Genomic DNA, 21,900 nt, shown 5'->3' with positions numbered 1-21,900 from the left:
CTGGGGGACCCCATCCACATGGGCGCTTCGCTGCGCGCTCTGCGCGCCCTCGTCCTGCTCGCCGGCTTCTATCTGCTCGGCGTCATCCTGCTCGCCCTGCTCGCACTCGCCGACTGGGCCACTTTCACCTGGCTGCACGGCCCCGTCGCGGGGAAGATCGTCATCGTGTCGGTGGTCCTCGCCGTACCCGTCGTGCGCGGCATGTTCATGCTCCGCACCCCCGAGGAGGACCCGCTCCCCGGCGTCCCCGTCACCGAGGAACGGGAACCCGCCCTGTGGCGGACGGTCCGCGACGTCGCCGAACAGGTCGGCACCCGCGCCCCCGACGAGATCGTCCTGATCGACGAGGTCAACGCGGCCGTCGCCGAGGACGCCCGGCTGCTCGGCCTGCGGCCCGGCACCCGCCGCCTCTACCTGGGCCTGCCCCTGATGACGGGTCTGGACGAGATGCAGCTGCGCGCCGTACTCGCCCACGAGATGGGCCACTACGCCAACCTCGACACCCGCCTCACCCCGCTGATCGCCCGCGGCCGCGCCCAGCTGATCCGCACGATCGGCCACTTCCACGACCGCGCCGCCGGCACGGAGGCCAAGGAGCGCGCCAGGCAGGAGAAGCGCGCCGGGAAGCGGCTCGCCAAGGGCAAGAAGGCCAAGGAGATCGACACCGCCGGCGCGGGCGTCACCTACCGCACCATGGCGAAGATCTACACCGCCTACGCGACGTTCTACATGCGCGCCACCCTCTCCTCCGCCCGCCGCCAGGAACTGGCCGCCGACCTCGCCTCCGTCCGCGTCGCGGGCCGCGACGCCGCCGCCGCCGCGCTGCGCGAACTGAACGCCATCGGCTCCGCGCACGACTTCTACATGCGCTCGTACGCCACCCTCGGCGTCGGCGCCGGCCTGCTGCCGCGCCCCGGCCAGGTCTTCGGCGGGCTCCGGCAGCTCCTCGACGCCCGCTCCGCCGAGCTGGAGGACCTGCGCCGCGAGCTGTCCACCGAGCCCGCCTCCCCGTACGACTCCCACCCCGCGCTCGCCGAACGCGTGGCCCGCATCGAGGCCCTGCCCGACGACGGCCGCGCCGGCCAGGCGGCCCGCCCGGCCCTGGAGCTGCTGTCCTCCCCGCAGGAGGCGCTGGCCGCGCTGGAGCAGGCGGTCCTCACGCCCGAGGCCCTCGCGCTCACCCGCCTGGACTGGGAGGACCTCGTCCACCAGTCGATGACCGCGTACGCCGGCCGGAACGCGGAGGAGGTCGGCGAGGCCTTCGCCGCCGAGGGCGCGGGCCCCGGCCTCGCCGCCTTCCTCGACGCGGTCGACGCCGACCCGGCCGTGCGCTGGCGGATCGCCGACCGCTTCCCGAAGTCGGAGGAGGCGCAGGCCGCGACCGGCCGCACGGCCCGCGAGTTCGCCCGGCCCGTGGTCCGGCGCGCCCTCGGCCGGCTGGTCACCGTCGAACTGCTCGCCCGCGGCGCCGCCCGCTGGCAGCTGTCCTGGTCGGACCCGGCCGTCCTCTCCTACCCCGTTCCCGGTTTCGAGGACGAGCTCGGCCCCGCCCTGGACGCGGCCGTTGCCGACCGGCCCGACACCGAACTCCTGCGGAAGCTGGTGCTCGCCCCGTGACCGTCGTACTGATCGCCCTCGCCGCCCTGCTGCTGGCCGTCGCCTGCTGGGTCCTGCGCGGGATGTACCTCATCCGCAAGGCCAAGCGCCTGGAGGCCGAGATCGGCGCCCTCGACGCGCGGGCCGAGGCCGGCGAAGCCGAGGAGGCGGCCCGCAAGGCGGCCGCCGTCGTCGCGCTGGGCTTCGTCGCGGAAGCCGACCTCGACACCGACCACCCGGCGCCCGTCCCGGCCGAGCGCCTCGCCGTCCTCGAGGCCGTCCGGTCGGGCGACTGGGAGACGGCGGCCGCCTACGTCGAGGCCGCCGGGAAGGACTGGCAGGAGCGCCTGGAGCGGGTGCGCCCGCTGGCCGAGACGGCCGCCGAGGACGACGCGTGGCTGCTGGCCTGGCGCGCCGCCCGGCCCGGCGACCCCACGGCGGCGCTCGTCAACGCCGACACCAGCGTGATGGTGGCCTGGAACGTACGCGGCAGCCAGTCCGGCAGCCGCACCACGCAGGAACAGTTCCGGCTCTTCCACCAGCTGCTGACCAAGGCGCAGGCCGACGCGCACGAGGCGCAGCAGCTGGCCGACCCCGCGGACCCCACCCCGTACGTCGTCGAGCAGGCCATCGGCATGGGCCTGGGCTACTCGCACGAGCGCTACCGCGAGCTGTGGGAGCGGATCACCGAGCGCGCCCCGAGGCTGCTGTGGGCGCACGTCACGGGCCTGCAGTACTGGTGCGCGAAGTGGCAGGGCTCGCACCGGCTGGCCATGGACTTCGCCCGTGCCTCGGCGGCCGCCGGCGAGCCGGGCGACCTGCTCACGCTGCTCCCCCTCATGGCCTACTTCGAGCAGGAGACGTACGAGGACGACCTGCTGCCGGAGACGTACTACAAGGAGCCGGAGATCGTCGCCGCGGTGGACGCGGCGCTCGCCGACCTGGCCGCCGCCGGCAACGAGCACCCCGGGACCCCGCGGATCCGCCACATGCTGGCCCACCTGCTGTTCTGGCAGGACCGGGACGCGGAGGCGGTCGAGCAGTTCCGCCACGTCGACGGGTACATCGGCGCCGCGCCGTGGACGTACGCCGGGTCCCCGAAGCGGCGCTACCTGTACGCCCGCGACTGGGCGGTGGGCGTGACCACGCCCGAGCGGTAACGCGCCGGAGCGGTAACGCGCCGGAGCGGTCGGCGCCGCGCCGGCGGTACGGGAGGGGCGGGCCGGGGAATCCCCGCCCGCCCCCGGCCGTTGTCCCTCCCACAAGGAGGGAATCCATGTTCTCGTACCGCCGCACGCCCGAACTCCCCACCCGCGAGGAAGCCATCGTGGGCCGCGCCGAAGCACCGTTCTCGCTGCCCGAGCGCCACACCGTCCTCGGCAACCCGCTGTCCGGCCCCTACCCGGAAGGCCTGGAGGTCGCCGACTTCGGCCTGGGCTGCTTCTGGGGCGCCGAGCGCACGTTCTGGCAGACCCCCGGGGTGTGGACCACCCTGGCCGGCTACCAGGGCGGCTACACCGAGAACCCGCTGTACGAGGAGGTGTGCTCCGGCGGGACCGGCCACACCGAGGTCGTCCGCGTGGTCTTCGACCCGGCCAAGGTCTCGTACGAGGCCCTGCTGAAGCTGTTCTGGGAGTCGCACGACCCCACCCAGGGCTTCCGCCAGGGCAACGACGTCGGCACCCAGTACCGCTCGGCCGTCTACACCCACTCCCCCGCCCACCAGGCGGCCGCCGAGGCCTCCCGGGCGGCGTACCAGAAGGTCCTCACGGCCTCCGGCCACGGCGAGATCACCACGGCCGTCCTCCCGGCGGCGGACCGCCCCTTCTGGCCGGCGGAGCCGTACCACCAGCAGTACCTCGACAAGAACCCCGGCGGCTACTGCGGCATCGGCGGCACGGGCGTCTCCTGCCCGATCGGCGTGGCCCCGGCGGGGTGACCCCCCGGGCGCCGGCCGGGCCGGGGCTCAGATGGTCGAGGCGTCGATCACGAAGCGGTAGCGCACGTCGCTGGCCAGGACGCGTTCGTACGCCTCGTTGACCTCCTCGGCGCGGATCACCTCGACCTCCGAGCCCAGGCCGTGCCGCGCGCAGAAGTCCAGCATCTCCTGGGTCTCGGCGATGCCGCCGATCATCGACCCGGCGAGGGTCTTGTTCCCGCCGATGACGGAGAACAGGTTCAACTCCACCGGTTCCTCGGGGGCGCCCACGTTCACCAGGGCGCCGCCCACCCGCAGCAGCGACAGGTAGCGGTCCAGGCCGAGCGGCGCCGAGACCGTGGACAGGATCAGGTCGAAGCTGCCCTTCAGCTCCTCGAAGGTGGCCCCGTCGCTCGTGGCGTAGTAGTGGGAGGCGCCCAGCTTCAGGCCGTCCTCCTTCTTGCGCAGCGACTGGGACAGGACGGTCACCTCCGCGCCGAGCGCGGCGGCGATCTTCACGCCCATGTGGCCGAGCCCGCCGAGGCCGACGACCGCGACCTTCTTGCCCGGGCCCGCCTGCCAGTGCCGCAGCGGCGCGTACAGGGTGATGCCGGCGCACAGCAGCGGCGCGGCGACGTCGAGGGAGAGGCCCTCGGGGATGCGGACGGCGTAGTTCTCGTCGACGACGAGGTGCGTGGAGTAACCGCCGTAGGTGGGCTCGCCGTTGCGGTCGAGGGCGTTGTACGTGCCGGTCGCGCCCTCCACGCAGTGCTGCTCCTGTCCGGCCAGGCAGTACTCGCACTTCCGGCAGGAGTCGACCATGCAGCCCACGCCCACCCGGTCGCCGGCCGCGAACCTGGTGACGCCCGGGCCGACTTCGGTGACGACACCGGCGACCTCGTGGCCCGGGACCATCGGGAAGATGCCCTCGCCCCAGCCGTCGCGCGCCTGGTGGATGTCGGAGTGGCAGATGCCGGCGTACTTGACCTCGATGAGTACGTCGTGCTCGCCGACCGGGCGGCGCGGGATCGTGGTGCGCTCCAGCGGGGCCTTGGGGGCGGGGGCGGCGTAGGCGGCTGCCTGGGTGACGGACATGGGGTGCTCTCCTCGGACGAGGACGCCCGGGGGCCGCCGCGTGGTGCGGGCGGCGCCTGCCGTGACGTCCGTTCTGCGATGGCCCCCACGATGCCCCGGTCCGCGCGGCGCACCCAGCCCCCTGCTGTGCCTATGACTGCCGGACCTACCCCTGGCGGGGTCAGGATGAGCTCCGTTCCCGGCGCTCCCGACGGGGATACTTGCGGTATGGACCAGCTTGATCAGCGAGCCGAACTCGGGGACTTCCTGCGCAGCTGCCGCGCGCGGCTGCGCCCCGCCGACGTGGGCCTGCCGGACCACGGCCGGCGCCGCCGGGTGCCCGGTCTGCGGCGCGAGGAGCTGGCGCAGCTGGCCGGGGTGTCGGTCGCGTACTACACGCGGCTGGAGCAGGGGCACGGGCAGAACGTGTCGGCGGAGGTGCTCGACGCCCTCGCGCGGGCGCTGCGCCTGAGCGGTACCGAGTCGGCGCACCTGAACCACCTGGCGAGCCCCCGTACCCGCCGGCGCGGCCGCTCCGCCCGCCCGCAGCAGGTCCGGCCGGAGCTGCGCACGCTGCTGGCCGCGATGGAGGGCGTACCGGCGTACCTGGTGGGGCGGCGGCAGGACGTGATCGGCTGGAACCAGCTGGCGGCGGCGGTCTTCGGGGATTTCGGGGCGTTGCCGGTGGCGGAGCGGAACCTGGTGCGGCTGGTGTTCCTGGACGAGGCGACGGCCGAGCTGTACGCGGACTGGGAGTGCCGGGCGTGCGAGGTGGTCAGCAACCTGCGCCTGTACGCGGGCCAGCACCCGGACGACGAGCGGCTGTCGGCGCTGGTCGGGGAACTGTCGGTGAAGAACGAGGAGTTCCGCCGGCTGTGGGCGGCGCACACGGTGGCGGACAAGACGCACGGGGTGAAGCGGCTGCGGCATCCGATCGTGGGCGAGCTGGAGCTGTCCTTCGAGACGCTGACGCTGCCCGACGACCCGGCGCAGTTCCTGGTGACGTACCACGCCGAGCCGGGCTCGCCGTCGGCGGACGCGCTGCGGCTGCTGTCGTCCTGGACGGCTCCGTCGCCGCTGTCGCCCCCACGGCCCGCCGAGGAGCGGGCGTAGGCCCCGGCCGGTCCGGGGCCGGGCCCCGGACCGGGGGCGGCGCCGGGGCCGGGGTCAGAGCTTGAGCTGGAAGAGGCCCGCGTCGCGTTCGCGGTGGTAGCCGAGGGATTCGTTCACGGTCCGCATCGGGGTGTTCTCGTCCGCCACGGTGGTGCCGATCCGGCGCAGCCCGGGCAGGTGCTCGGCGGCGTACGCCTCCATGCGCAGCTTGACCGCGCGGCCCAGGCCGTGGCCCCGGTGGGCGGGGACGACGACGGTGTCGTACTGGAGGGCGCGCGGGCCCCGGGGGTCCGGGAGCACCAGGACGGTGTACGCGGCCACCTCTCCGGCGGGGGTGACGGCCGCGACCACGATGATCTCCCCGCCCCGGTCGAGGACCAGCCGCTGGGCGGCGTGGACCCGTTCGGCGGTCCAGGGCTGGAAGGTCTCGTCGCTGTCGCCGCTCGGGGCGTCCTCCATGGCCCCGTGGGCGACGGCGGTGGCCTGCACCCAGGCGTCGGGCACCAGGCCGGGCCAGACGTGCAGTGCGTAGCCGGGAGTGGCGGGGAGCGGCGGGGGGCCGTCCTGGCCGAGTTCGCGCACGTACCAGCCCATGGTGAGGACGTTCTCGAAGCCGAGGGACTCCGCGAAGGCCTGGCCGGGGCCGCCGAGGTCGGTGACGGTGGCGACGGAGGTGCGGCCCTGGTCGAGGAGTTCGCGGTGGACCCGCTGCCACAGGGCGGTGCCGATGCCGCGCCGGCGGGCGTCGGGCCGTACGGTCAGCTCGTCGAGGAAGGCGGTGTGGGTGTTGCCGCGTTCGGTGAACAGGAGCAGGGCGGCCTGCCCCTCGCCGTCGCCGGCAGCCCAGTGCGCGAGGCGGCCGCGCCCCGGCGGAACCCCGAGCCGTCCGGCGGCTTCGAGGCGGGTGGGGGCGGGCAGTGCGGGCAGGGCGGCTGCGTCGGTGGCGTGGGCGGCGGTCTGGACCGCCCACCAGGTGTCGACCTCGGCGTCGGTGGGGGGAACGGACAGCGAGCTGATCTTCGTCATGCCAGGACCCTAAGCGCTTCCCGGCCACACCGGACCGGGCTTTTCCGGCGGCGGGGGCGGCGGTTCCCGCCCCCCGTGACGCCGGACGGCGGGGAGCCCTTCCGGGCTCCCCGCCGTCCGTCACGTCTGCCGTGCCGTGGCGCGTCGGATCAGGCCGACGGGCCGGCCTTCCACTCGGCCCAGGACATGTTCCAGCCGTTGAGGCCGTTGTCCGGCTTGATGGTCTTGTCCGGGGAGTTCATCACGGTGACGACGTCGCCGATGAGCGAGTTGTCGAAGAACCACGCGCCGGGCTGGTTCGGGTCGTTGGCGCCCTTGGCGTCGTTCAGGCCGACACAGCCGTGGCTGGTGTTGACCTTGCCGAAGATCGAGTCGGCGCCCCAGTAGTTGCCGTGGATGAAGGTGCCGGACGTGGACAGCCGCATCGCGTGCGGGACGTCCTTGATGTCGTACTCGCCCTTGCCCTCCTTGTTCGTGAAGCCGACGGTGGACCCGTCCATGCGGGTCTCCTTGAACTTCTCGGAGATCACCATCTGGCCGTTGTAGGTCGGGTTCTCGGGGGAACCGGCCGAGATGGGGATGGTCTTGAGGACCTGTCCGTCACGGGTGACCGTCATCGTCTTGGCCTTCACGTCGACGGTGGAGACCTGGCTCCGGCCGACCTTGAAGGTGACGGTCTTGTTCTGCGCGCCGACGATGCCGGGCGCGCCCTGGACGCCCTGGAGGGCGAGCTTCAGGGTGACGGTGGAGTTCGCCTGCCAGTACTGCTCGGGCCGGAAGTCGAGCCGCTGGTTGCCGAACCAGTGGCCGACGACCTCCTGGCCGCTGCTGGAGGTGACGCTGATGGCGGCCTGGACGGCCTTCTGGTCCTTGATCGGCTTGTTGAAGGTGATCGAGACCGGCATGCCCACGCCGACCGTCTCGCCGTCGTCCGGGACGAAGGAGCCGATGAAGCTGTTCTCCGGGGAGAGGGTGGTGAAGGAGGCGTTCTCGTGCGCCTCGCGCCCGGCCGCGTCCTTGGCGGTCGCCGTCAGGGCGTACTTCGTCGAGCGCTTCAGCGCGGCGTCCGGCTTCCAGCTCTTGCCGTCGCCGGAGATCTTGCCGGCGACGGGGGTGCCGTCCGAGCTCTTCAGCTCGACCTTGGTGAGCGTGCCCTCGCTGACGGCGACGTTCGTCCCGTCGTTCAGCGGGACGTTGGCGGAACCGTCCTTGGGCGTGATGGCTATTCGGGCCTTGGACGCGTCCTTGGCGGCTGCCGCGTCGACCTCCGCCTGTGACTTGCCCGCCTCGGCGCTGCCCTGCGGCTTGTCGGCACCCCCGTCGTTGCAGGCCGAAAGCATCAGTACGCCACCGAGCACGGCGGACACGGCCACCAGGGACCTTCTCCGTCGCATGCTGTACGTCCTCACACGTCACTCCATCGTTGCCGGAAACCCCGGGCTGCTCTCCCGGGGTCGGGCCGGGCAGGGGGCGTCACCCCCTGCTCGTCCTGACAACGCGTTAACGACGCGGTTCGGTTCCACATTCCGTTCGAATGTGCGCAACCCCACGGTCAGGCGTTGTCGGCCCCTTCCTCGAAGTCCCCATCTTCCTCGTCGAGGTCCCACTCCAGGGAGTCGGGGTCGTATTCGACCGGTTCGCTGCTCCAGGAGGCCTGGGCCAGTTCGACGCCGGTCAGTTCCGCCACCAGGTCGGTGGGGTCGACGAGGTAGGCCAGCGCCTCCGCCTCGTCCTCCATGACGGCCGACTCGGCGTGCGCGCGCTCCTCGTCCGGCATGAACTCGTCGGCCTTGATGTGGGCGAGGGCCGCGCCGGTGAGGGCGTCGGAGTCCGAGACCTCGAGCACCAAATCCACTCGAAGCCGTACGTATCGTGATGCATCAGAAGGGTTCATACGACGGAGAGTAAGCCCGCGACAGCCTCGACTTTCCCGCGACCCGCCCCTTTCACTAGCATCTGCGCACACGGCCAATTCGCTGCTTCCGCAAGGGGGATCGCACCGTGTCCGCACGTCGGCCTCTGCTCACCGCTCTCGGAGCGACCACCCTCCTCGCCGCCCTCTGGTTCGTCCCGTCGGCGAACGCCACCGCCCCCGGCCTGCCGGAGGGCGCTTCGGACGGCGTACCCGTCGCCGCCAACACCGGAACCGTCTCGGGCACCAGGAACGACCCGGGCGCGGGTCCGCGCGCGGGTACGGGAACCATCGCCGGTGTCCCCGGCGTCACCGGTGTCTCCGGCGTCGCCGACGGGCGGCCCGCCGGTGTCACCGTCCTGTCGCTGGCCGACACCGGCAGCGTGGACACCACCCCGTACGTACTGGGCGGCACCCTCTGCCTGGGACTCGGGGCGGGCTTCGTGACCTTCTCCGTACGCCGCTCCCGCGGCCTGTAGACACGGCGAAGGGCCGCACCCCCGGCGGGGTGCGGCCCTTGCGCTCCGGCGCCGGCCCGTCAGGCCAGCGGACCCGTCACCGGCTCCACGGCCGCCACGAGGCCGCCCGCGCGGACGAAGGCGTCCGCGGCGGCCAGGTCGGGCGCGAGGAAGCGGTCGGGGCCCGGGCCCTGCACGCCCGCCGCCCGCACCGCCGCGATGGCAGCCTGGCTGGCCGGCGCGGGGGTGAGCCCGTGGCGCAGCTCGATGGCGCGGGTGGCCGCGTACAGCTCGATGGCGATGATCCGGGTCAGGTTGTCGACCGCGGTACGCAGCTTGCGCGCCGCCGACCAGCCCATGGAGACGTGGTCCTCCTGCATGGCGGAGGAGGGGATGGAGTCGGCGGAGGCCGGCACGGCGAGCCGCTTCATCTCGCTGACCAGGGCGGCCTGCGTGTACTGGGCGATCATCAGACCGGAGTCGACGCCGGCGTCGTCCGCGAGGAACGGCGGCAGGCCGTGCGAGCGGTTCTTGTCGAGCAGGCGGTCGGTGCGCCGCTCGGCGATGGAGCCGAGGTCCGCGGCGGCGATGGCCAGGAAGTCCAGTACGTAGGCCACGGGCGCCCCGTGGAAGTTGCCGTTGGACTCCACGCGGCCGTCGGGCAGCACCACCGGGTTGTCGACGGCGGCGGCCAGCTCGCGGGAGGCGACGAGGGCGGCGTGCGCCATGGTGTCGCGGCCGGCGCCGGCCACCTGCGGGGCGCAGCGCACGGAGTAGGCGTCCTGCACCCGCGGGGCGGACTCCTCCTGGAAGTGCCCGGTCAGCCCGGAGCCCTTCAGCACGGCGGCCATGTTGGCGGCGGAGGCGCCCTGGCCCGGGTGCGGGCGGATGGCGTGCAGCTCGGGTGCGAGCACCTTCTCGGTGCCGAGCAGCGCCTCCAGGGTGAGCGCGGCGGTGATGTCGGCGGAGGTGTAGAGCGTCCGCAGGTCGGCGAGCGCCATCACCAGCATGCCCAGCATGCCGTCGGTGCCGTTGAGGAGGGCGAGGCCCTCCTTCTCGCGGAGTTCCACGGGCTCGATGCCGTGCTCGGCGAGCAGCTCCCCGGCGGGGCGGACGGTGCCGTCGGGGCCCTCGGCGTCACCCTCGCCCATGAGCGCGAGGGCGCAGTGGGAGAGCGGCGCGAGGTCGCCGGAGCAGCCGAGGGAGCCGTACTCGTGGACGACGGGGGTGATCCCGGCGTTGAGCACGTCGGCCATGGTCTGGGCGACCGAGGGGCGCACGCCGGTGTGCCCGGAGGCCACGGTCTTCAGGCGCAGGAACATCAGGGCGCGGACGACCTCCCGCTCGACGCGCGGGCCCATGCCGGCGGCGTGCGAACGGACGATGTTGCGCTGGAGCTGCGCGCGCAGCTCGGGGCTGATGTGCCGGGAGGCGAGCGCCCCGAAGCCGGTGGAGACCCCGTAGACGGGCTCGGGCTTGGCGGCGAGCGCGTCGACGATCTCACGAGCGCGGCCGAGCGCTTCCAGCGCCTCGGCGGACAGCTCGACGCGCGCGTTGCCGCGGGCGACGGCGATGACGTCCTCGGCGGTGGTCCCGGACGTCCCCACCACGACAGTGTGCATATCCATATTCAGCACCCTACGGACTGAATCCCTTCATGTCACCCCTCTGATGCGCAGCGCCCGAGGCGGCCACCGGGCCCGTCGGCGTTCGTGGCGCGGGGGTCCGGCCCGCGCAGCGGCACCTCCGGCCCGGCAGGCCCGGCCGCGGGCACCTCCGGCCCGGCCCCCGGCACCTCCGGCCCCGGCACGCCCCGGCCGCCGGCCCGGGGCCGGGCACGCCGCCCCGCCGCCCCGCCGCCGGACGGGCGGCCGGCACCCGCGCCTCACCGCCGCCCGCGGAACCGCCTGCGCTCCCCCGGCCGCTCCCGCGCGGCAGCCGCGTCGGCCATCCGGACCACCGCCGTGTCGCGCCCCGCGACCACCGGCCCCGCCGACCTCGCCCGCTTCGCCTTGTACTGCGCGGCGTCCGCCAGCCGGAACAGCCGCCGCGAGGACTTCACCGGCCCGATCGGGTCCCCCGTGGAGGCGACCCCGCACGCCACGCCCTCCCCCAGCTCCAGCTCGGCGGCCCGCCGGCACACCTCCCCGGTGACCCGTACCACCTCGTCCGCCGACGGCCCCACGCTGACCAGGCAGAACTCGTCCCCGCCCAGCCGCGCGACCAGCGCCCCCGCCAGCATCGCCCCGCACAGGCTCAGCACCGACCCGAACCGCTCGAGCAGCTGGTCGCCCGTCGCGTGCCCGAGGGTGTCGTTGACCCGCTTGAGGCCGTTCAGGTCGCACACGACCAGGCTCACCACCGCCCCCGTGCGCCGGTGCTCCTCCAGGGCCTCGTCGAGCCGCATGTCCACGGCCCGGCGGTTGGCCAGGCCCGTCAGCGGATCGGTGAAGGCCAGCCGCCGGGCCTCCTCCAGGCGCTCGTTCTGCGCCAGCCCGGCGGCCACCACCGCCGCCAGCACCGCCGCGAAGTCGGCGTCGTCCTCGTCGAAGTCCGGCAGGCCCTCGTCCCGGGCCACGTACAGCTCGCCCCAGGCCCGGCCGCTGAGGACGATCGGGGCGACCACGCACGTACCGCGCCCGCGCCGGCGCAGGGCCTCGCCGCGCCGCCCGGGCCGGTCGCCGGCGGCGCTCTCCACCCAGGGGTGCGGGCCGCCGCCGCCCGCCCAGCGGGCGTGCAGGAACTCGGCGATCTCGGGGAAGTCGTGCACCGGGTAGGACTCGTCCTCGGGGAACTCCTGCTCCCCGGGGCGCAGCTCGCCCTCGTTGACCAGGACCCTCAGCCGCCCCCGCTCGCGTTCCCAGGCGGAGATCGCGGCGAACGAGCCGTCCATCGCCAGCCGGGCGCTCCGGGCGGCGGCCCGGACGCTGTCCCGCGGCGCGCAGGCCGCCGCCATGGCCTGAGCGAGGCCTACGACGGCCCGCAGCCGCCCGTCAACTCCCATCACCCCACATTAGGGACTTTTATCCGATTCAGTGATGATGGACGCCCCTCCGGGTGACGCTGGACCGCATCCGGTGGCCGGGGCCGCCCGCGGCCCGCCGCCCGCCGGCCCGCGCCCTACTGCCCCGGCCAGTTCGGCTTCCGCTTCTCGTTGAACGCCGCCACGCCCTCCGCCCGGTCCCCCGAGAAGGCCACCGTCCGCCAGGCCGCGTCCTCGATCTCCAGCCCGGCCGCCAGGTCCATCCCGTGCCCGAGCCGCAGCGCCCGCTTGGCCGCGCGCAGTCCCACGGGGGAGTTCGCGGCCATCGTCAGCGCCAGCTCCAGGGCCCGCGCCCGGTCCTCGCCCGCCGGGGCCACCTCGTCGACGAGCCCCAGCGACAGCGCCTCGGCGGCCTCCACCCGGCGGGCCGTGAAGATGAGTTCCGCCGCCCGCGCCGCGCCGACCCGCCGCGGCAGCAGCTGCGTACCGCCGCCGCCCGGGATGACGCCCACCGACACCTCGGGCAGTCCGACCACGGCCGTCTCGTCGCCCACGATCACGTCGCAGGCCAGCGCCAGCTCGAAGCCGCCGCCCAGGGCGAAGCCGTGCACCGCCGCGACCGTCGGCATCGGCAGCTCCAGCACGCCCCCGTACGCCCCCCGGGTGGTGGGCCGCTGCCGCACCAGCTCGGCGTCGGAGAGGGAGTTGCGCTCCTTGAGGTCCGCGCCCACGCAGAAGGCCCGCTCGTGGGTGGAGGTCAGTACGACGACGCGTACGCCGGGGTCCGCGGCGAGCGCGTCGCACGCGGCGGAGACCGAGCGGGCCATCTCCGTCGAGACGGCGTTCATCGCCTTGGGGCGGTCCAGCACCAGCTCCGCGACCACCCCGCCGTCGCCGTGCCGCCGTACCGCCACGAACTCCCCGAAACGGCTCTCGCTCACGCCCACGGCGCACTCTCCCCGCAAATGGTTAACGAACGTTACCCGGGGATCCTAGGTGTCCGCCGCGTCAGCGACCAGGGCTCCACGACGCCCAGTCCGCGCACCGGCCGCTGCCACATCGGCTGGAGCGCGAAGCGGTAGGCGCCGCCGCCCTCCTCGGTCTCGGCGTCCTTCTCGGACTTCGGCGCGGCCCCCGTCCGGCTCAGCTCCTCGGCCATCGCCCCGTCCACCAGTACGGCGTCCTTGGGGGCTATGGAGGTCAGCCGGCTGGCCAGGTTCACCGTGGTCCCGAAGACATCGCCCATGCGGGTCGTCACCGTCCCGAAGGCGATGCCCACCCGCAGCTCGGGCATCTGCGGGTCCGCCTCCATCGTCTCGATCAGCCGCAGCGCGATCTCCGCCGCCGTCGCCGCGTCGTCGGCGCAGTACAGCACCTCGTCGCCCAGCGTCTTGATCAGCCGGCCGCCGTGCGCGGCCACCAGGTCCGCCGCCGTCGTCTCGAAGGCCTCGACGAGCTCGCCGAGCTCCTCCTCCTCCAGCCGGCGCGTGAGCCGGGTGAAGCCGACCAGGTCCGCGAAGCCGACCGCGAGGCGCCGGTCGACCATCTCCTCGTCGTCCGCGACCTGCACCACCCGGCCGGTCGCGGCGGCCAGCTGGCGCCGCCACACGTAGACGAGGAACTCCTCCAGCTCCGGCAGCAGCAGCTCGACCAGCGGGTACGTGACCTCCGTGCGGGTCATGCCCGGCTCCGGCGGCTCGGTCAGCCCCTCCAGGAAGGAATCGATCTGCCATTCGGCCAGCCGGGCGGTGGTCTGCCCGGTGGACCGCGCCACCTGCACCGCCATCGGCTCGCTCAGCAGCCCCGCCTCCACCAGACCGGCCAGCCGCCGCAGCGCCAGCACGTCCGCCTCGGTCAGGGCCTTCGCCTGCCCGATGTCGGCGAAGCCCATGGCCCGCCAGAAACGGGAGGCCAGCTCCATCGACACCCCGGCGCTGCGGGCCGCCTGGAACGGCGTGTACCGCCGCTCGGCGCCCAGGATCAGCTGCTCCAGGCGGATGGCGAGCGGGTCGGCCGTCGGCTGGGCCGCGTGGTCGACCTCGTGGAACGGGGCGTGCCGGTCCCGCCCGATCGGGGTACCCGGACCGCCGGCCGGACCGGACCCGGACGGGCTGGACGCAGAGTCGTCGACGGTCAAGGGCCGCCTCCTGTCCATTCCGTGCGCGCTGCCGAACCGGGTGATCACCGGCAGGACCGGGATCGCCTAAACCATACGGCAGGTGTGCCGTAGCTCACTCCCCCAGTTCCGGCCCCGGCTCCGTTCGCGCCACCCCGGCCCCGCCGGCGGCCGGCGGGAGGCCCGGGGGGCGGAGTCCGGGCCGCGGCGGCACCCGGACCCCGCGCCGCCGGGGACCTAACGCACCGACCTCAGGTGGACCACGTCCCCGGCCCCGACCGCCTCCCGCGCGTCGTCGGCCGTGCGGATCACCAGCCGCCCGTCCGCGTCCACCGCTTCGGCCGTTCCGGTGAGCTCGCGCCCGCCCGGCAGGTCCGCCCGGACATGGCGGCCCAGCGTCGCGCAGCCGGCCGCGTACGCCTCCTGGAGCCCGCTGTCCGCCGGGTCGCCGGCGGCGTCGCGCCAGCGCCCGTACCACTCCTCCAGCGAGCGCAGCACGGCCTTCAGCAGCGGCTCCCGGTCGGTCACCGCCGCCTTGGCCAGGGCCAGCGACCCGGCGCCCGGTACGGGGAGCTCGTCCTCCGTGAGGGTGACGTTGAGGCCGATCCCGAGGACGACCCCGCCCTCGACCCGCTCGGCGAGGATGCCGCCGGCCTTGCGTTCCTCCCCCTCCACGCTCACCAGCAGGTCGTTCGGCCACTTCAGCGCGGTGTCCACCCCGGCGCCCCGGGCGAGCCCGGCCGCCGTGGCCACCCCGGCCAGCAGCGGCAGCCAGCCCCACCGCTCCTGCGGTACGTCGGCGCCCGGCTTGAGCAGCACGGAGAAGAACAGCCCCGACCGCGGCGGAGCCACCCAGCTGCGGTCGAGCCGGCCCCGCCCGGCGGTCTGCTCCTCGGCGACCAGCACGGCCCCCTCGGGCAGTTCCGCGGCCCGCGCCGCGAGATCGGTGTTGGTGGACCCGGTGGCGGCGACGACCTCCAGGGAGGTCCACAGGCCGTCGGGGGTGACGAGCGCCCGCGTGAGGGCGGTGGCGTTCAGCGGGGGGCGCTCCAGGCTCGACCAGCGTCCCGGACCCGCTCCGGCTGAAGCATCTTGTGGAGTCATGCAAGCAAATGTAGGTGTGTCAAACGCCGCACTGCCGAGCGCCATGCCCGCCGATACGCTACGCACCAGTAGCCAGCAGCAGTCAATCAATTGACCAGGCAGTTGACACCACACAGGGAGCCGCGACCCCGATGTCCCAACCCTCAGAGCCGATCGACATGCACACGACCGCGGGTAAGCTCGCGGACCTGCGGCGCCGCGTCGAGGAAGCCACGCACGCCGGTTCCGAGCGCGCCGTCGAGAAGCAGCACGCCAAGGGCAAGCTGACGGCGCGTGAGCGCGTGGCGTTGCTGCTGGACGAGGGGTCCTTCGTAGAGCTGGACGAGTTCGCCCGGCACCGGTCGACCAACTTCGGACTGGAGAAGACCCGCCCGTACGGCGACGGCGTCGTGACCGGCTACGGCACGGTGGACGGCCGGCCGGTGGCCGTGTTCTCGCAGGACTTCACCGTCTTCGGCGGCGCCCTCGGCGAGGTGTACGGGCAGAAGATCATCAAGGTGATGGACTTCGCCCTCAAGACCGGCTGCCCGGTCGTCGGCATCAACGACTCCGGCGGCGCCCGCATCCAGGAGGGCGTCAGCGCGCTCGGCATGTACGGCGAGATCTTCCGCCGCAACGTGCACGCCTCGGGCGTGATCCCGCAGATCAGCCTGGTCGTGGGGCCCTGCGCGGGCGGCGCCGTGTACTCGCCGGCCATCACCGACTTCACGGTCATGGTCGACCAGACCTCGCACATGTTCATCACCGGCCCGGACGTCATCAAGACGGTCACCGGCGAGGACGTCGGCTTCGAGGAGCTGGGCGGGGCGCGCACCCACAACGCCACCTCGGGCGTCGCCCACCACATGGCCGGGGACGAGAAGGACGCGATCGAGTACGTCAAGTCGCTGCTGTCGTACCTGCCGTCGAACAACCTCTCCGAGCCGCCCGCCTTCCCGGAGGAGGCGGACACGGAGGTCTCGGACGCCGACCTGGAACTGGACGTCCTGATCCCGGACAGTGCGAACCAGCCGTACGACATGCACACTGTCATTGAGCACGTGCTGGACGACGCGGAGTTCCTGGAGACGCAGTCCCTGTTCGCCCCGAACATCCTGACCGGCTTCGGCCGGGTCGAGGGGCACCCGGTGGGCGTGGTCGCCAACCAGCCGATGCAGTTCGCCGGCTGCCTGGACATCGACGCCTCCGAGAAGGCCGCGCGGTTCGTCCGGACGTGCGACGCCTTCAACATCCCGGTGCTGACGTTCGTCGACGTCCCGGGCTTCCTGCCCGGCACCGACCAGGAGTACAACGGAATCATCCGGCGCGGCGCGAAGCTGATCTACGCCTACGCCGAGGCCACCGTCCCCCTCATCACCGTCATCACGCGCAAGGCCTTCGGCGGCGCCTACGACGTCATGGGCTCCAAGCACCTCGGCGCGGACCTGAACCTGGCCTGGCCGACGGCCCAGATCGCCGTCATGGGCGCGCAGGGCGCGGTGAACATCCTGCACCGGCGCACCCTCGCGGAGGCCGCCCCCGAGGAGGTGGAGGAGACCCGGGCACGGCTCATCACCGAGTACGAGGACACCCTGCTCAACCCGTACACGGCCGCCGAGCGCGGTTACATCGACGCGGTGACCATGCCGTCCGAGACCCGCGCCCACGTGGTGAAGGGGCTGCGCCAGCTGCGCACGAAGCGGGAGTCGCTCCCCCCGAAGAAGCACGGCAACATCCCCCTCTAGGCCCTCCAGGAGGACTCTGTGGTGATCAAGGTCGTCAAGGGCAACCCGACCCCCGAGGAGCTGGCCGCCGCACTGGCGGTGGTCCGGGCGCGCGCCGCGGCGCTGGCCTCGGCCCCGTCGGGCGCGCCCCGGGTCCCGGACGAGTGGGCCTCCCCGGGCCGGGTGGCCCGCCGGCAGCAGATGCTGCCGGGGCCGCGCGCGTGGGGCCGTACGTACTGGCCCGGACGGGGCTGAGCCGCACGCGCCGGAAGATGGCGCGAACGGACGGTGGCGCCTGAGTACCCGTACTCAGGCGCCACCGGCGCTCCGCGGGCCAGGATCGGGGCATGCTCTGGTCAGACCCCGAGGACGAGCCCCCGAAGGACATGCGCGACGCCCAGGCGATGCTCCGGCGGATGCTCGTGGTCCTCGTACTCGCGATGGTGATCGCGGTGTACGTCCTCGGCGTACCCCCCTTCTAGGGGCTTCCAGGGGCCGTCCGCGCAGGCCTGCGGACCCGCCCTACGATGGCCCCATGACCGTACGCACGCTCGTCCTCGCCTCCGCCTCGCCCGCCCGGCTGAACCTGCTGCGGCAGGCCGGGCTCGCCCCCCACGTGATCGTCAGCGGCTTCGACGAGGACACGCTCGACCACGACGAGCCGGCCGCCCTGGCGCTGGCCCTGGCCGAGGCCAAGGCGGGCGTGGTGGCGGGTCTGGAGGAGGCCGCGGGCGCCCTGGTGATCGGCTGCGACTCGGTGCTGGAGCTGGACGGCGAGGCGCTCGGCAAGCCGGTGGACGCGGCCGACGCCACGGCCCGCTGGAAGTCGATGCGCGGGCGGGCCGGGGTGCTGCGCACGGGCCACTGCGTGATCGACACGGCCACCGGCCGTCAGGTCTCGGCGACGGCCTCGACGACGGTCCGCTTCGGCGAGCCGACGGACGCGGAGGTGGAGGCGTACGTGGCGAGCGGCGAGCCGCTGCACGTGGCGGGGGCGTTCACCCTGGACGGGCTGTCGGCGCCGTTCATCGACGGCATCGACGGGTGCCCCGGCAACGTCATCGGCCTGTCCATGCCGCTGCTGCGTTCCCTGCTGGGCGAGCTGGACGTCTCCCTCACGGACCTGTGGGCCTGAGGCTCCCCGCCGGCTCCGCGCCGGGGCCCCCGGCCGGAGCCGCGTAGAGCATCAGGGTCAGGACGAGCAGGCACAGGATCAGCGAGGTGACCGCGAAGGCGCCCCAGCCGACGAGTCCCACGGCGAGGGCGCCGAGCACCCCGTGGGTGACGGCCGCGACGACGAGCACGAGGCGGGCGGCGCGGCCCGGCGGGCGGTCGCGCAGGGCGGCGAGGGCGGCCAGGACCGCGCACAGCAGCAGGAAGGCGGCCATGGCGGCACCCATCCCGTAGGTTGCCGTGACCATGACATCCGGATCCATGCCGGCGATCGACATCGACTGCGCCCCGGTGGCCCGGCCCAGCACGACGTGGACCAGCGCGAGCACGACGGCCTCCGCGACGAGCATGATCGCGGCCAGCCCCGCCACGAGTCTGCGCAGCACGACGCCCCCATCCGTCCCACGCCACAAGCGTGTTCGACGCCAGGAGGCTACTAACGAGTAAACCCGGGGACAAGAGCAGGGGCCCGCTTCGTTACGGGAAACCGCGACACGGACGGGCGTGACGGCTCTCACTCAAAGAATGCATAGGCCGTTCGTAGGGACTGAACAAAGAATCAGCAGGGTCCGCTGACCCGCCGAACAGAGACCCCGCCCTCGCAACAGGGTTACTGTGCAGTCGGGGATCTCCCTGACCTGGGGCGACACAAGGGCAATCGCACTCAAGGGGCACTCGAATCACGCTCCGTGTGGGCAAGCTCACCACCGGGGAAGGGTCGTAAGGCCGTGTCGGCAGTCCCTAAACTCAGCTTGTTTCAAGGAGGGAGCCATCGTGCGCAAGGTGCTCATCGCCAACCGTGGCGAAATCGCTGTCCGCGTTGCTCGGGCCTGCCGGGATGCCGGAATCGCGAGCGTAGCCGTCTACGCCGATCCGGACCGGGACGCCCTGCACGTCCGCGCGGCAGACGAAGCTTTCGCGTTGGGCGGTGACACCCCGGCGGCCAGCTACCTCGACATCGCGAAGGTCCTGCAGGCCGCCGCGGACTCCGGAGCGGACGCCATCCACCCCGGATACGGCTTCCTCTCCGAGAACGCCGACTTCGCCCAGGCCGTCCTCGACGCCGGCCTGACCTGGATCGGCCCGCCGCCGCAGGCCATCCGCGACCTCGGTGACAAGGTGGCCGCCCGCCACATCGCCCAGCGCGCCGGGGCCCCCCTCGTCGCGGGCACCCCGGACCCGGTCTCCGGGGCCGACGAGGTCGTCGCCTTCGCCCGGGAGCACGGGCTGCCCATCGCCATCAAGGCCGCCTTCGGCGGTGGCGGCCGCGGCCTCAAGGTCGCCCGCACCCTCGAAGAGGTGCCGGAGCTGTACGACTCCGCCGTGCGCGAGGCCGTGGCCGCCTTCGGCCGCGGCGAGTGCTTCGTCGAGCGCTACCTCGACCGGCCCCGCCACGTCGAGACCCAGTGCCTCGCGGACTCGCACGGCAACGTGGTCGTCGTCTCCACCCGCGACTGCTCCCTCCAGCGCCGCCACCAGAAGCTCGTCGAGGAGGCCCCGGCCCCCTTCCTGACGGAAGCCCAGAACGCCGAGCTCTACGCCGCGTCCAAGGCCATCCTCAAGGAGGCCGGCTACGTCGGCGCGGGCACCGTCGAGTTCCTCGTCGGCACCGACGGCACCATCTCCTTCCTCGAGGTCAACACGCGCCTCCAGGTCGAGCACCCGGTGACCGAGGAGGTCGCCGGCATCGACCTGGTGCGCGAGATGTTCCGCATCGCCGACGGCGAGGAGCTCGGCTACGGCGACCCGGAGCTGCGCGGCCACTCCTTCGAGTTCCGCATCAACGGCGAGGACCCGGGCCGGGGCTTCCTGCCCGCCCCGGGCACCGTCACCCTCTTCGCCCCGCCGACCGGCCCCGGCGTGCGCCTGGACGCGGGCGTGGAGACCGGCTCGGTCATCGGCCCCGCCTGGGACTCGCTGCTCGCCAAGCTGATCGTCACCGGCGCCACCCGCGAGCAGGCCCTCCAGCGCGCCGCCCGCGCCCTGGCCGAGTTCAACGTGGAGGGCATGGCCACCGCCATCCCCTTCCACCGCGCGGTCGTCGCCGACCCGGCCTTCGCCCCCACCGACGGCACCCCGTTCAAGGTCCACACCCGCTGGATCGAGACGGAGTTCGTCAACGAGATCAAGCCCTTCTCCGCCCCCGCGGCCGAGGAGACCGAGGACGAGCCCGGTCGCGAGACGGTCGTCGTCGAGGTCGGCGGCAAGCGCCTGGAGGTCTCCCTCCCGTCCTCGCTGGGCATGACCCTGGCCCGCACGGCCGCCGCCGGCGGCGCCAAGCCCAAGCGCCGTGCCGCCAAGAAGTCCGGCCCGGCCGCGTCCGGCGACACCCTCGCCTCCCCGATGCAGGGCACGATCGTCAAGGTCGCCGTCGAGGAGGGCCAGCAGGTCAACGAGGGCGACCTGGTCGTCGTACTCGAGGCGATGAAGATGGAGCAGCCGCTGAACGCGCACCGCTCCGGCACCGTCGTCGGCCTGACCGCCGAGGTCGGCGCCTCCCTGACCTCCGGCGCCACGATCTGCGAGATCAAGGACTGACGTCCCCACCGCCGGCCGTACGAAGGCCCCGCCCGGTTCCCCGGGCGGGGCCTTCGGCCGTGCGCGCGGCGGACGGTCCGCGCCGGGCCGCCCTGGCGGGAGCGGCCCGGCGGACACCGCCCGTGGCGGGCCGGCGGTCCCGGCGCTCAGCGGCGGCGCATGTCCGCCACCCGGGCCCGTTCCCCGGCCTGCTGCTCCAGCAGCGACGCCGGAGCACTGCGCAGCTGGGCGGTGGGGCCGCCGCGCCGCTGGACCGGCAGGGGGGCGTCGCGGCGGGGCCTGCGCCCCTGCATGCCCTCCCCGGCGCCGCCGTGGCCGCCGGCCGCCGGGGCCGGTCCGGCCACGGTGATCTGCACGCCCTGGTCGGCCAGCGCCTGGAGTTCGGTGGCGGCCCGCTCGTCGTGCTGCGGGGGCTCGTCCGTCACCAGCCGGGTCATCACGTCCGTCGGCACGGTCTGGAACATGGTGTCCGTGCCGAGCTTCGTGTGGTCGGCCAGTACGACGACCTCCGCCGCGGCCTGCACCAGCGCCCGGTCCACGCTCGCGGAGAGCATGTTGGACGTGGACAGCCCGCGCTCGGCGGTCAGGCCGCTCCCGGACAGGAAGGCGCGGGAGACCCGCAGCCCCTGGAGGGACTGTTCGGCGCCGCTGCCGACGAGGGCGTAGTTCGAGCCGCGGAGCGTACCGCCGGTCATCACCACCTCCACCCGGTTGGCGTGCGCGAGCGCCTGGGCGACGAGCAGCGAGTTGGTGACGACGGTCAGACCGGGCACCCGGGCGAGCCGGCGGGCCAGCTCCTGGGTCGTGGTACCCGCGCCGACGACGACGGCCTCGCCTTCTTCGACGAGGCCGGCGGCGACATCGGCGATGGCGGTCTTCTCCGCCGTCGCGAGATGGGATTTTTGCGGAAAGCCGGACTCCCGCGTGAAACCGCCCGGCAAGACCGCACCGCCGTGCCGGCGGTCGAGGAGTCCTTCTGCCTCCAGTGCCCGCACGTCCCGCCGTACGGTCACTTCGGAGGTCTGGACGACACGGGCGAGCTCACGGAGCGATACCGCACCGTTGGCCCGCACCATTTCGAGGATCAATTGGCGACGTTCAGCAGCGAACACGAAACTGACAGTAACCCCAACGACCGTCTGCTTTCAGCTCCTTGCGCCGGAATACCGAAGTTGTCCATACATCG

At 73.5% G+C, this 21,900-nt stretch carries 21 protein-coding genes; 10 read left to right on the top strand and 11 right to left on the bottom strand.

All coding sequences use genetic code 11. The annotated features are described in order from the left end of the window. The first annotated feature begins 18 nt into the window (after positions 1-18). The 3 genes from ACZ514_RS06435 to msrA all read left to right on the top strand — a co-directional run bounded on the left by ACZ514_RS06435 (position 19) and on the right by msrA (position 3,535). Positions 19-1,617, top strand: coding sequence for a M48 family metalloprotease (locus ACZ514_RS06435; protein ID WP_469124252.1), 1,599 nt, complete (start codon positions 19-21; stop codon positions 1,615-1,617). Further along, positions 1,614-2,756: a hypothetical protein gene (locus ACZ514_RS06430; protein WP_469124251.1), complete on the top strand. Its 1,143-nt coding sequence runs from the start codon at positions 1,614-1,616 to the stop codon at positions 2,754-2,756. Before ACZ514_RS06435 ends, ACZ514_RS06430 begins: the two co-directional genes overlap by 4 nt. Positions 2,757-2,872: 116 nt before the next feature. Further along, a complete protein-coding gene (msrA, locus tag ACZ514_RS06425; RefSeq protein ID WP_468169922.1) occupies positions 2,873-3,535 on the top strand; it encodes a peptide-methionine (S)-S-oxide reductase MsrA in 663 nt (220 codons plus the stop codon). A gap of 27 nt (positions 3,536-3,562) precedes the next feature. Here the strand turns inward: msrA and ACZ514_RS06420 are convergent, their stop codons facing one another. Then, positions 3,563-4,609: an NAD(P)-dependent alcohol dehydrogenase gene (locus tag ACZ514_RS06420; protein ID WP_468169925.1), complete on the bottom strand. Its 1,047-nt coding sequence runs from the start codon at positions 4,607-4,609 to the stop codon at positions 3,563-3,565. Positions 4,610-4,816: 207 nt separating this feature from the next. On the opposite strand from ACZ514_RS06420, the gene ACZ514_RS06415 reads away from it, so the two are divergent. Next, positions 4,817-5,701: an MmyB family transcriptional regulator gene (locus ACZ514_RS06415; RefSeq protein ID WP_468169928.1), complete on the top strand. Its 885-nt coding sequence runs from the start codon at positions 4,817-4,819 to the stop codon at positions 5,699-5,701. A gap of 54 nt (positions 5,702-5,755) precedes the next feature. On the opposite strand, the gene ACZ514_RS06410 is transcribed toward ACZ514_RS06415, so the two are convergent. The 3 genes from ACZ514_RS06410 to ACZ514_RS06400 all read right to left on the bottom strand — a co-directional run bounded on the left by ACZ514_RS06410 (position 5,756) and on the right by ACZ514_RS06400 (position 8,573). Further along, positions 5,756-6,727 carry a GNAT family N-acetyltransferase gene (locus ACZ514_RS06410; RefSeq protein WP_468699002.1) on the bottom strand — a complete coding sequence of 324 codons (972 nt, stop codon included), beginning with the start codon at positions 6,725-6,727 and terminating at the stop codon, positions 5,756-5,758. A 149-nt stretch (positions 6,728-6,876) separates the two neighbouring features. Continuing rightward, entirely contained in the window at positions 6,877-8,121 is a 1,245-nt protein-coding gene (locus ACZ514_RS06405) for a L,D-transpeptidase (RefSeq protein WP_468169934.1), read from the bottom strand. A gap of 158 nt (positions 8,122-8,279) precedes the next feature. Further along, positions 8,280-8,573 (bottom strand): hypothetical protein, encoded by a 294-nt coding sequence (locus tag ACZ514_RS06400; protein WP_468169937.1) that lies wholly within the window; start codon positions 8,571-8,573, stop codon positions 8,280-8,282. A 155-nt stretch (positions 8,574-8,728) separates the two neighbouring features. On the opposite strand from ACZ514_RS06400, the gene ACZ514_RS06395 reads away from it, so the two are divergent. Further along, positions 8,729-9,118, top strand: coding sequence for a hypothetical protein (locus ACZ514_RS06395; protein WP_469124250.1), 390 nt, complete (start codon positions 8,729-8,731; stop codon positions 9,116-9,118). A gap of 59 nt (positions 9,119-9,177) precedes the next feature. On the opposite strand, the gene hutH is transcribed toward ACZ514_RS06395, so the two are convergent. The 5 genes from hutH to ACZ514_RS06370 all read right to left on the bottom strand — a co-directional run bounded on the left by hutH (position 9,178) and on the right by ACZ514_RS06370 (position 15,300). Beyond that, on the bottom strand, positions 9,178-10,719 hold the full coding sequence (hutH, locus tag ACZ514_RS06390; RefSeq protein ID WP_468699048.1) for a histidine ammonia-lyase: 1,542 nt from the start codon (positions 10,717-10,719) through the stop codon (positions 9,178-9,180). A gap of 263 nt (positions 10,720-10,982) precedes the next feature. After that, positions 10,983-12,101, bottom strand: a complete 1,119-nt coding sequence (locus ACZ514_RS06385) for a GGDEF domain-containing protein (RefSeq protein ID WP_468169943.1) — start codon at positions 12,099-12,101, stop codon at positions 10,983-10,985. Positions 12,102-12,217: 116 nt separating this feature from the next. After that, positions 12,218-13,021: an enoyl-CoA hydratase/isomerase family protein gene (locus ACZ514_RS06380; RefSeq protein ID WP_469124249.1), complete on the bottom strand. Its 804-nt coding sequence runs from the start codon at positions 13,019-13,021 to the stop codon at positions 12,218-12,220. 38 nt (positions 13,022-13,059) lie between these two features. Continuing rightward, positions 13,060-14,217, bottom strand: coding sequence for an adenylate/guanylate cyclase domain-containing protein (locus ACZ514_RS06375; RefSeq protein WP_388934448.1), 1,158 nt, complete (start codon positions 14,215-14,217; stop codon positions 13,060-13,062). Positions 14,218-14,433: 216 nt separating this feature from the next. Beyond that, positions 14,434-15,300, bottom strand: coding sequence for a biotin--[acetyl-CoA-carboxylase] ligase (locus ACZ514_RS06370; RefSeq protein WP_468169949.1), 867 nt, complete (start codon positions 15,298-15,300; stop codon positions 14,434-14,436). Between the two features lie 131 nt (positions 15,301-15,431). On the opposite strand from ACZ514_RS06370, the gene ACZ514_RS06365 reads away from it, so the two are divergent. The 4 genes from ACZ514_RS06365 (at position 15,432) to ACZ514_RS06350 (ending at position 18,138) form a co-directional block, all read left to right on the top strand. Further along, a complete protein-coding gene (locus ACZ514_RS06365) occupies positions 15,432-17,024 on the top strand; it encodes an acyl-CoA carboxylase subunit beta (RefSeq protein ID WP_468698994.1) in 1,593 nt (530 codons plus the stop codon). 21 nt (positions 17,025-17,045) lie between these two features. Further along, positions 17,046-17,258, top strand: coding sequence for an acyl-CoA carboxylase epsilon subunit (locus tag ACZ514_RS06360; protein WP_468170165.1), 213 nt, complete (start codon positions 17,046-17,048; stop codon positions 17,256-17,258). 92 nt (positions 17,259-17,350) lie between these two features. Further along, positions 17,351-17,485, top strand: coding sequence for a morphogenic membrane protein MmpB (mmpB, locus tag ACZ514_RS06355; RefSeq protein WP_468169954.1), 135 nt, complete (start codon positions 17,351-17,353; stop codon positions 17,483-17,485). Positions 17,486-17,538: 53 nt separating this feature from the next. Then, positions 17,539-18,138: a Maf family protein gene (locus ACZ514_RS06350; protein ID WP_469124248.1), complete on the top strand. Its 600-nt coding sequence runs from the start codon at positions 17,539-17,541 to the stop codon at positions 18,136-18,138. Here ACZ514_RS06350 and ACZ514_RS06345 read toward each other — a convergent pair. Then, positions 18,119-18,562 (bottom strand): hypothetical protein, encoded by a 444-nt coding sequence (locus tag ACZ514_RS06345; protein ID WP_468169959.1) that lies wholly within the window; start codon positions 18,560-18,562, stop codon positions 18,119-18,121. The two genes, ACZ514_RS06350 and ACZ514_RS06345, sit on opposite strands and share 20 nt — an antisense overlap. Before the next feature lie 388 nt (positions 18,563-18,950). Here ACZ514_RS06345 and ACZ514_RS06340 point away from each other — a divergent pair, with 388 nt between their 5' ends. Next, positions 18,951-20,714: an acetyl/propionyl/methylcrotonyl-CoA carboxylase subunit alpha gene (locus tag ACZ514_RS06340; RefSeq protein ID WP_467891529.1), complete on the top strand. Its 1,764-nt coding sequence runs from the start codon at positions 18,951-18,953 to the stop codon at positions 20,712-20,714. A 146-nt stretch (positions 20,715-20,860) separates the two neighbouring features. On the opposite strand, the gene ACZ514_RS06335 is transcribed toward ACZ514_RS06340, so the two are convergent. After that, complete coding sequence (locus tag ACZ514_RS06335) at positions 20,861-21,826, bottom strand: DeoR/GlpR family DNA-binding transcription regulator (protein WP_388934466.1); 966 nt, start codon at positions 21,824-21,826, stop codon at positions 20,861-20,863. Positions 21,827-21,900 lie beyond the last annotated feature (74 nt).

This window comes from Streptomyces sp. NPDC034086 (assembly GCF_055575515.1).
Note: the sequence above shows the minus strand (reverse complement) of the source record. Positions and strands in the feature narration are given on the sequence as shown.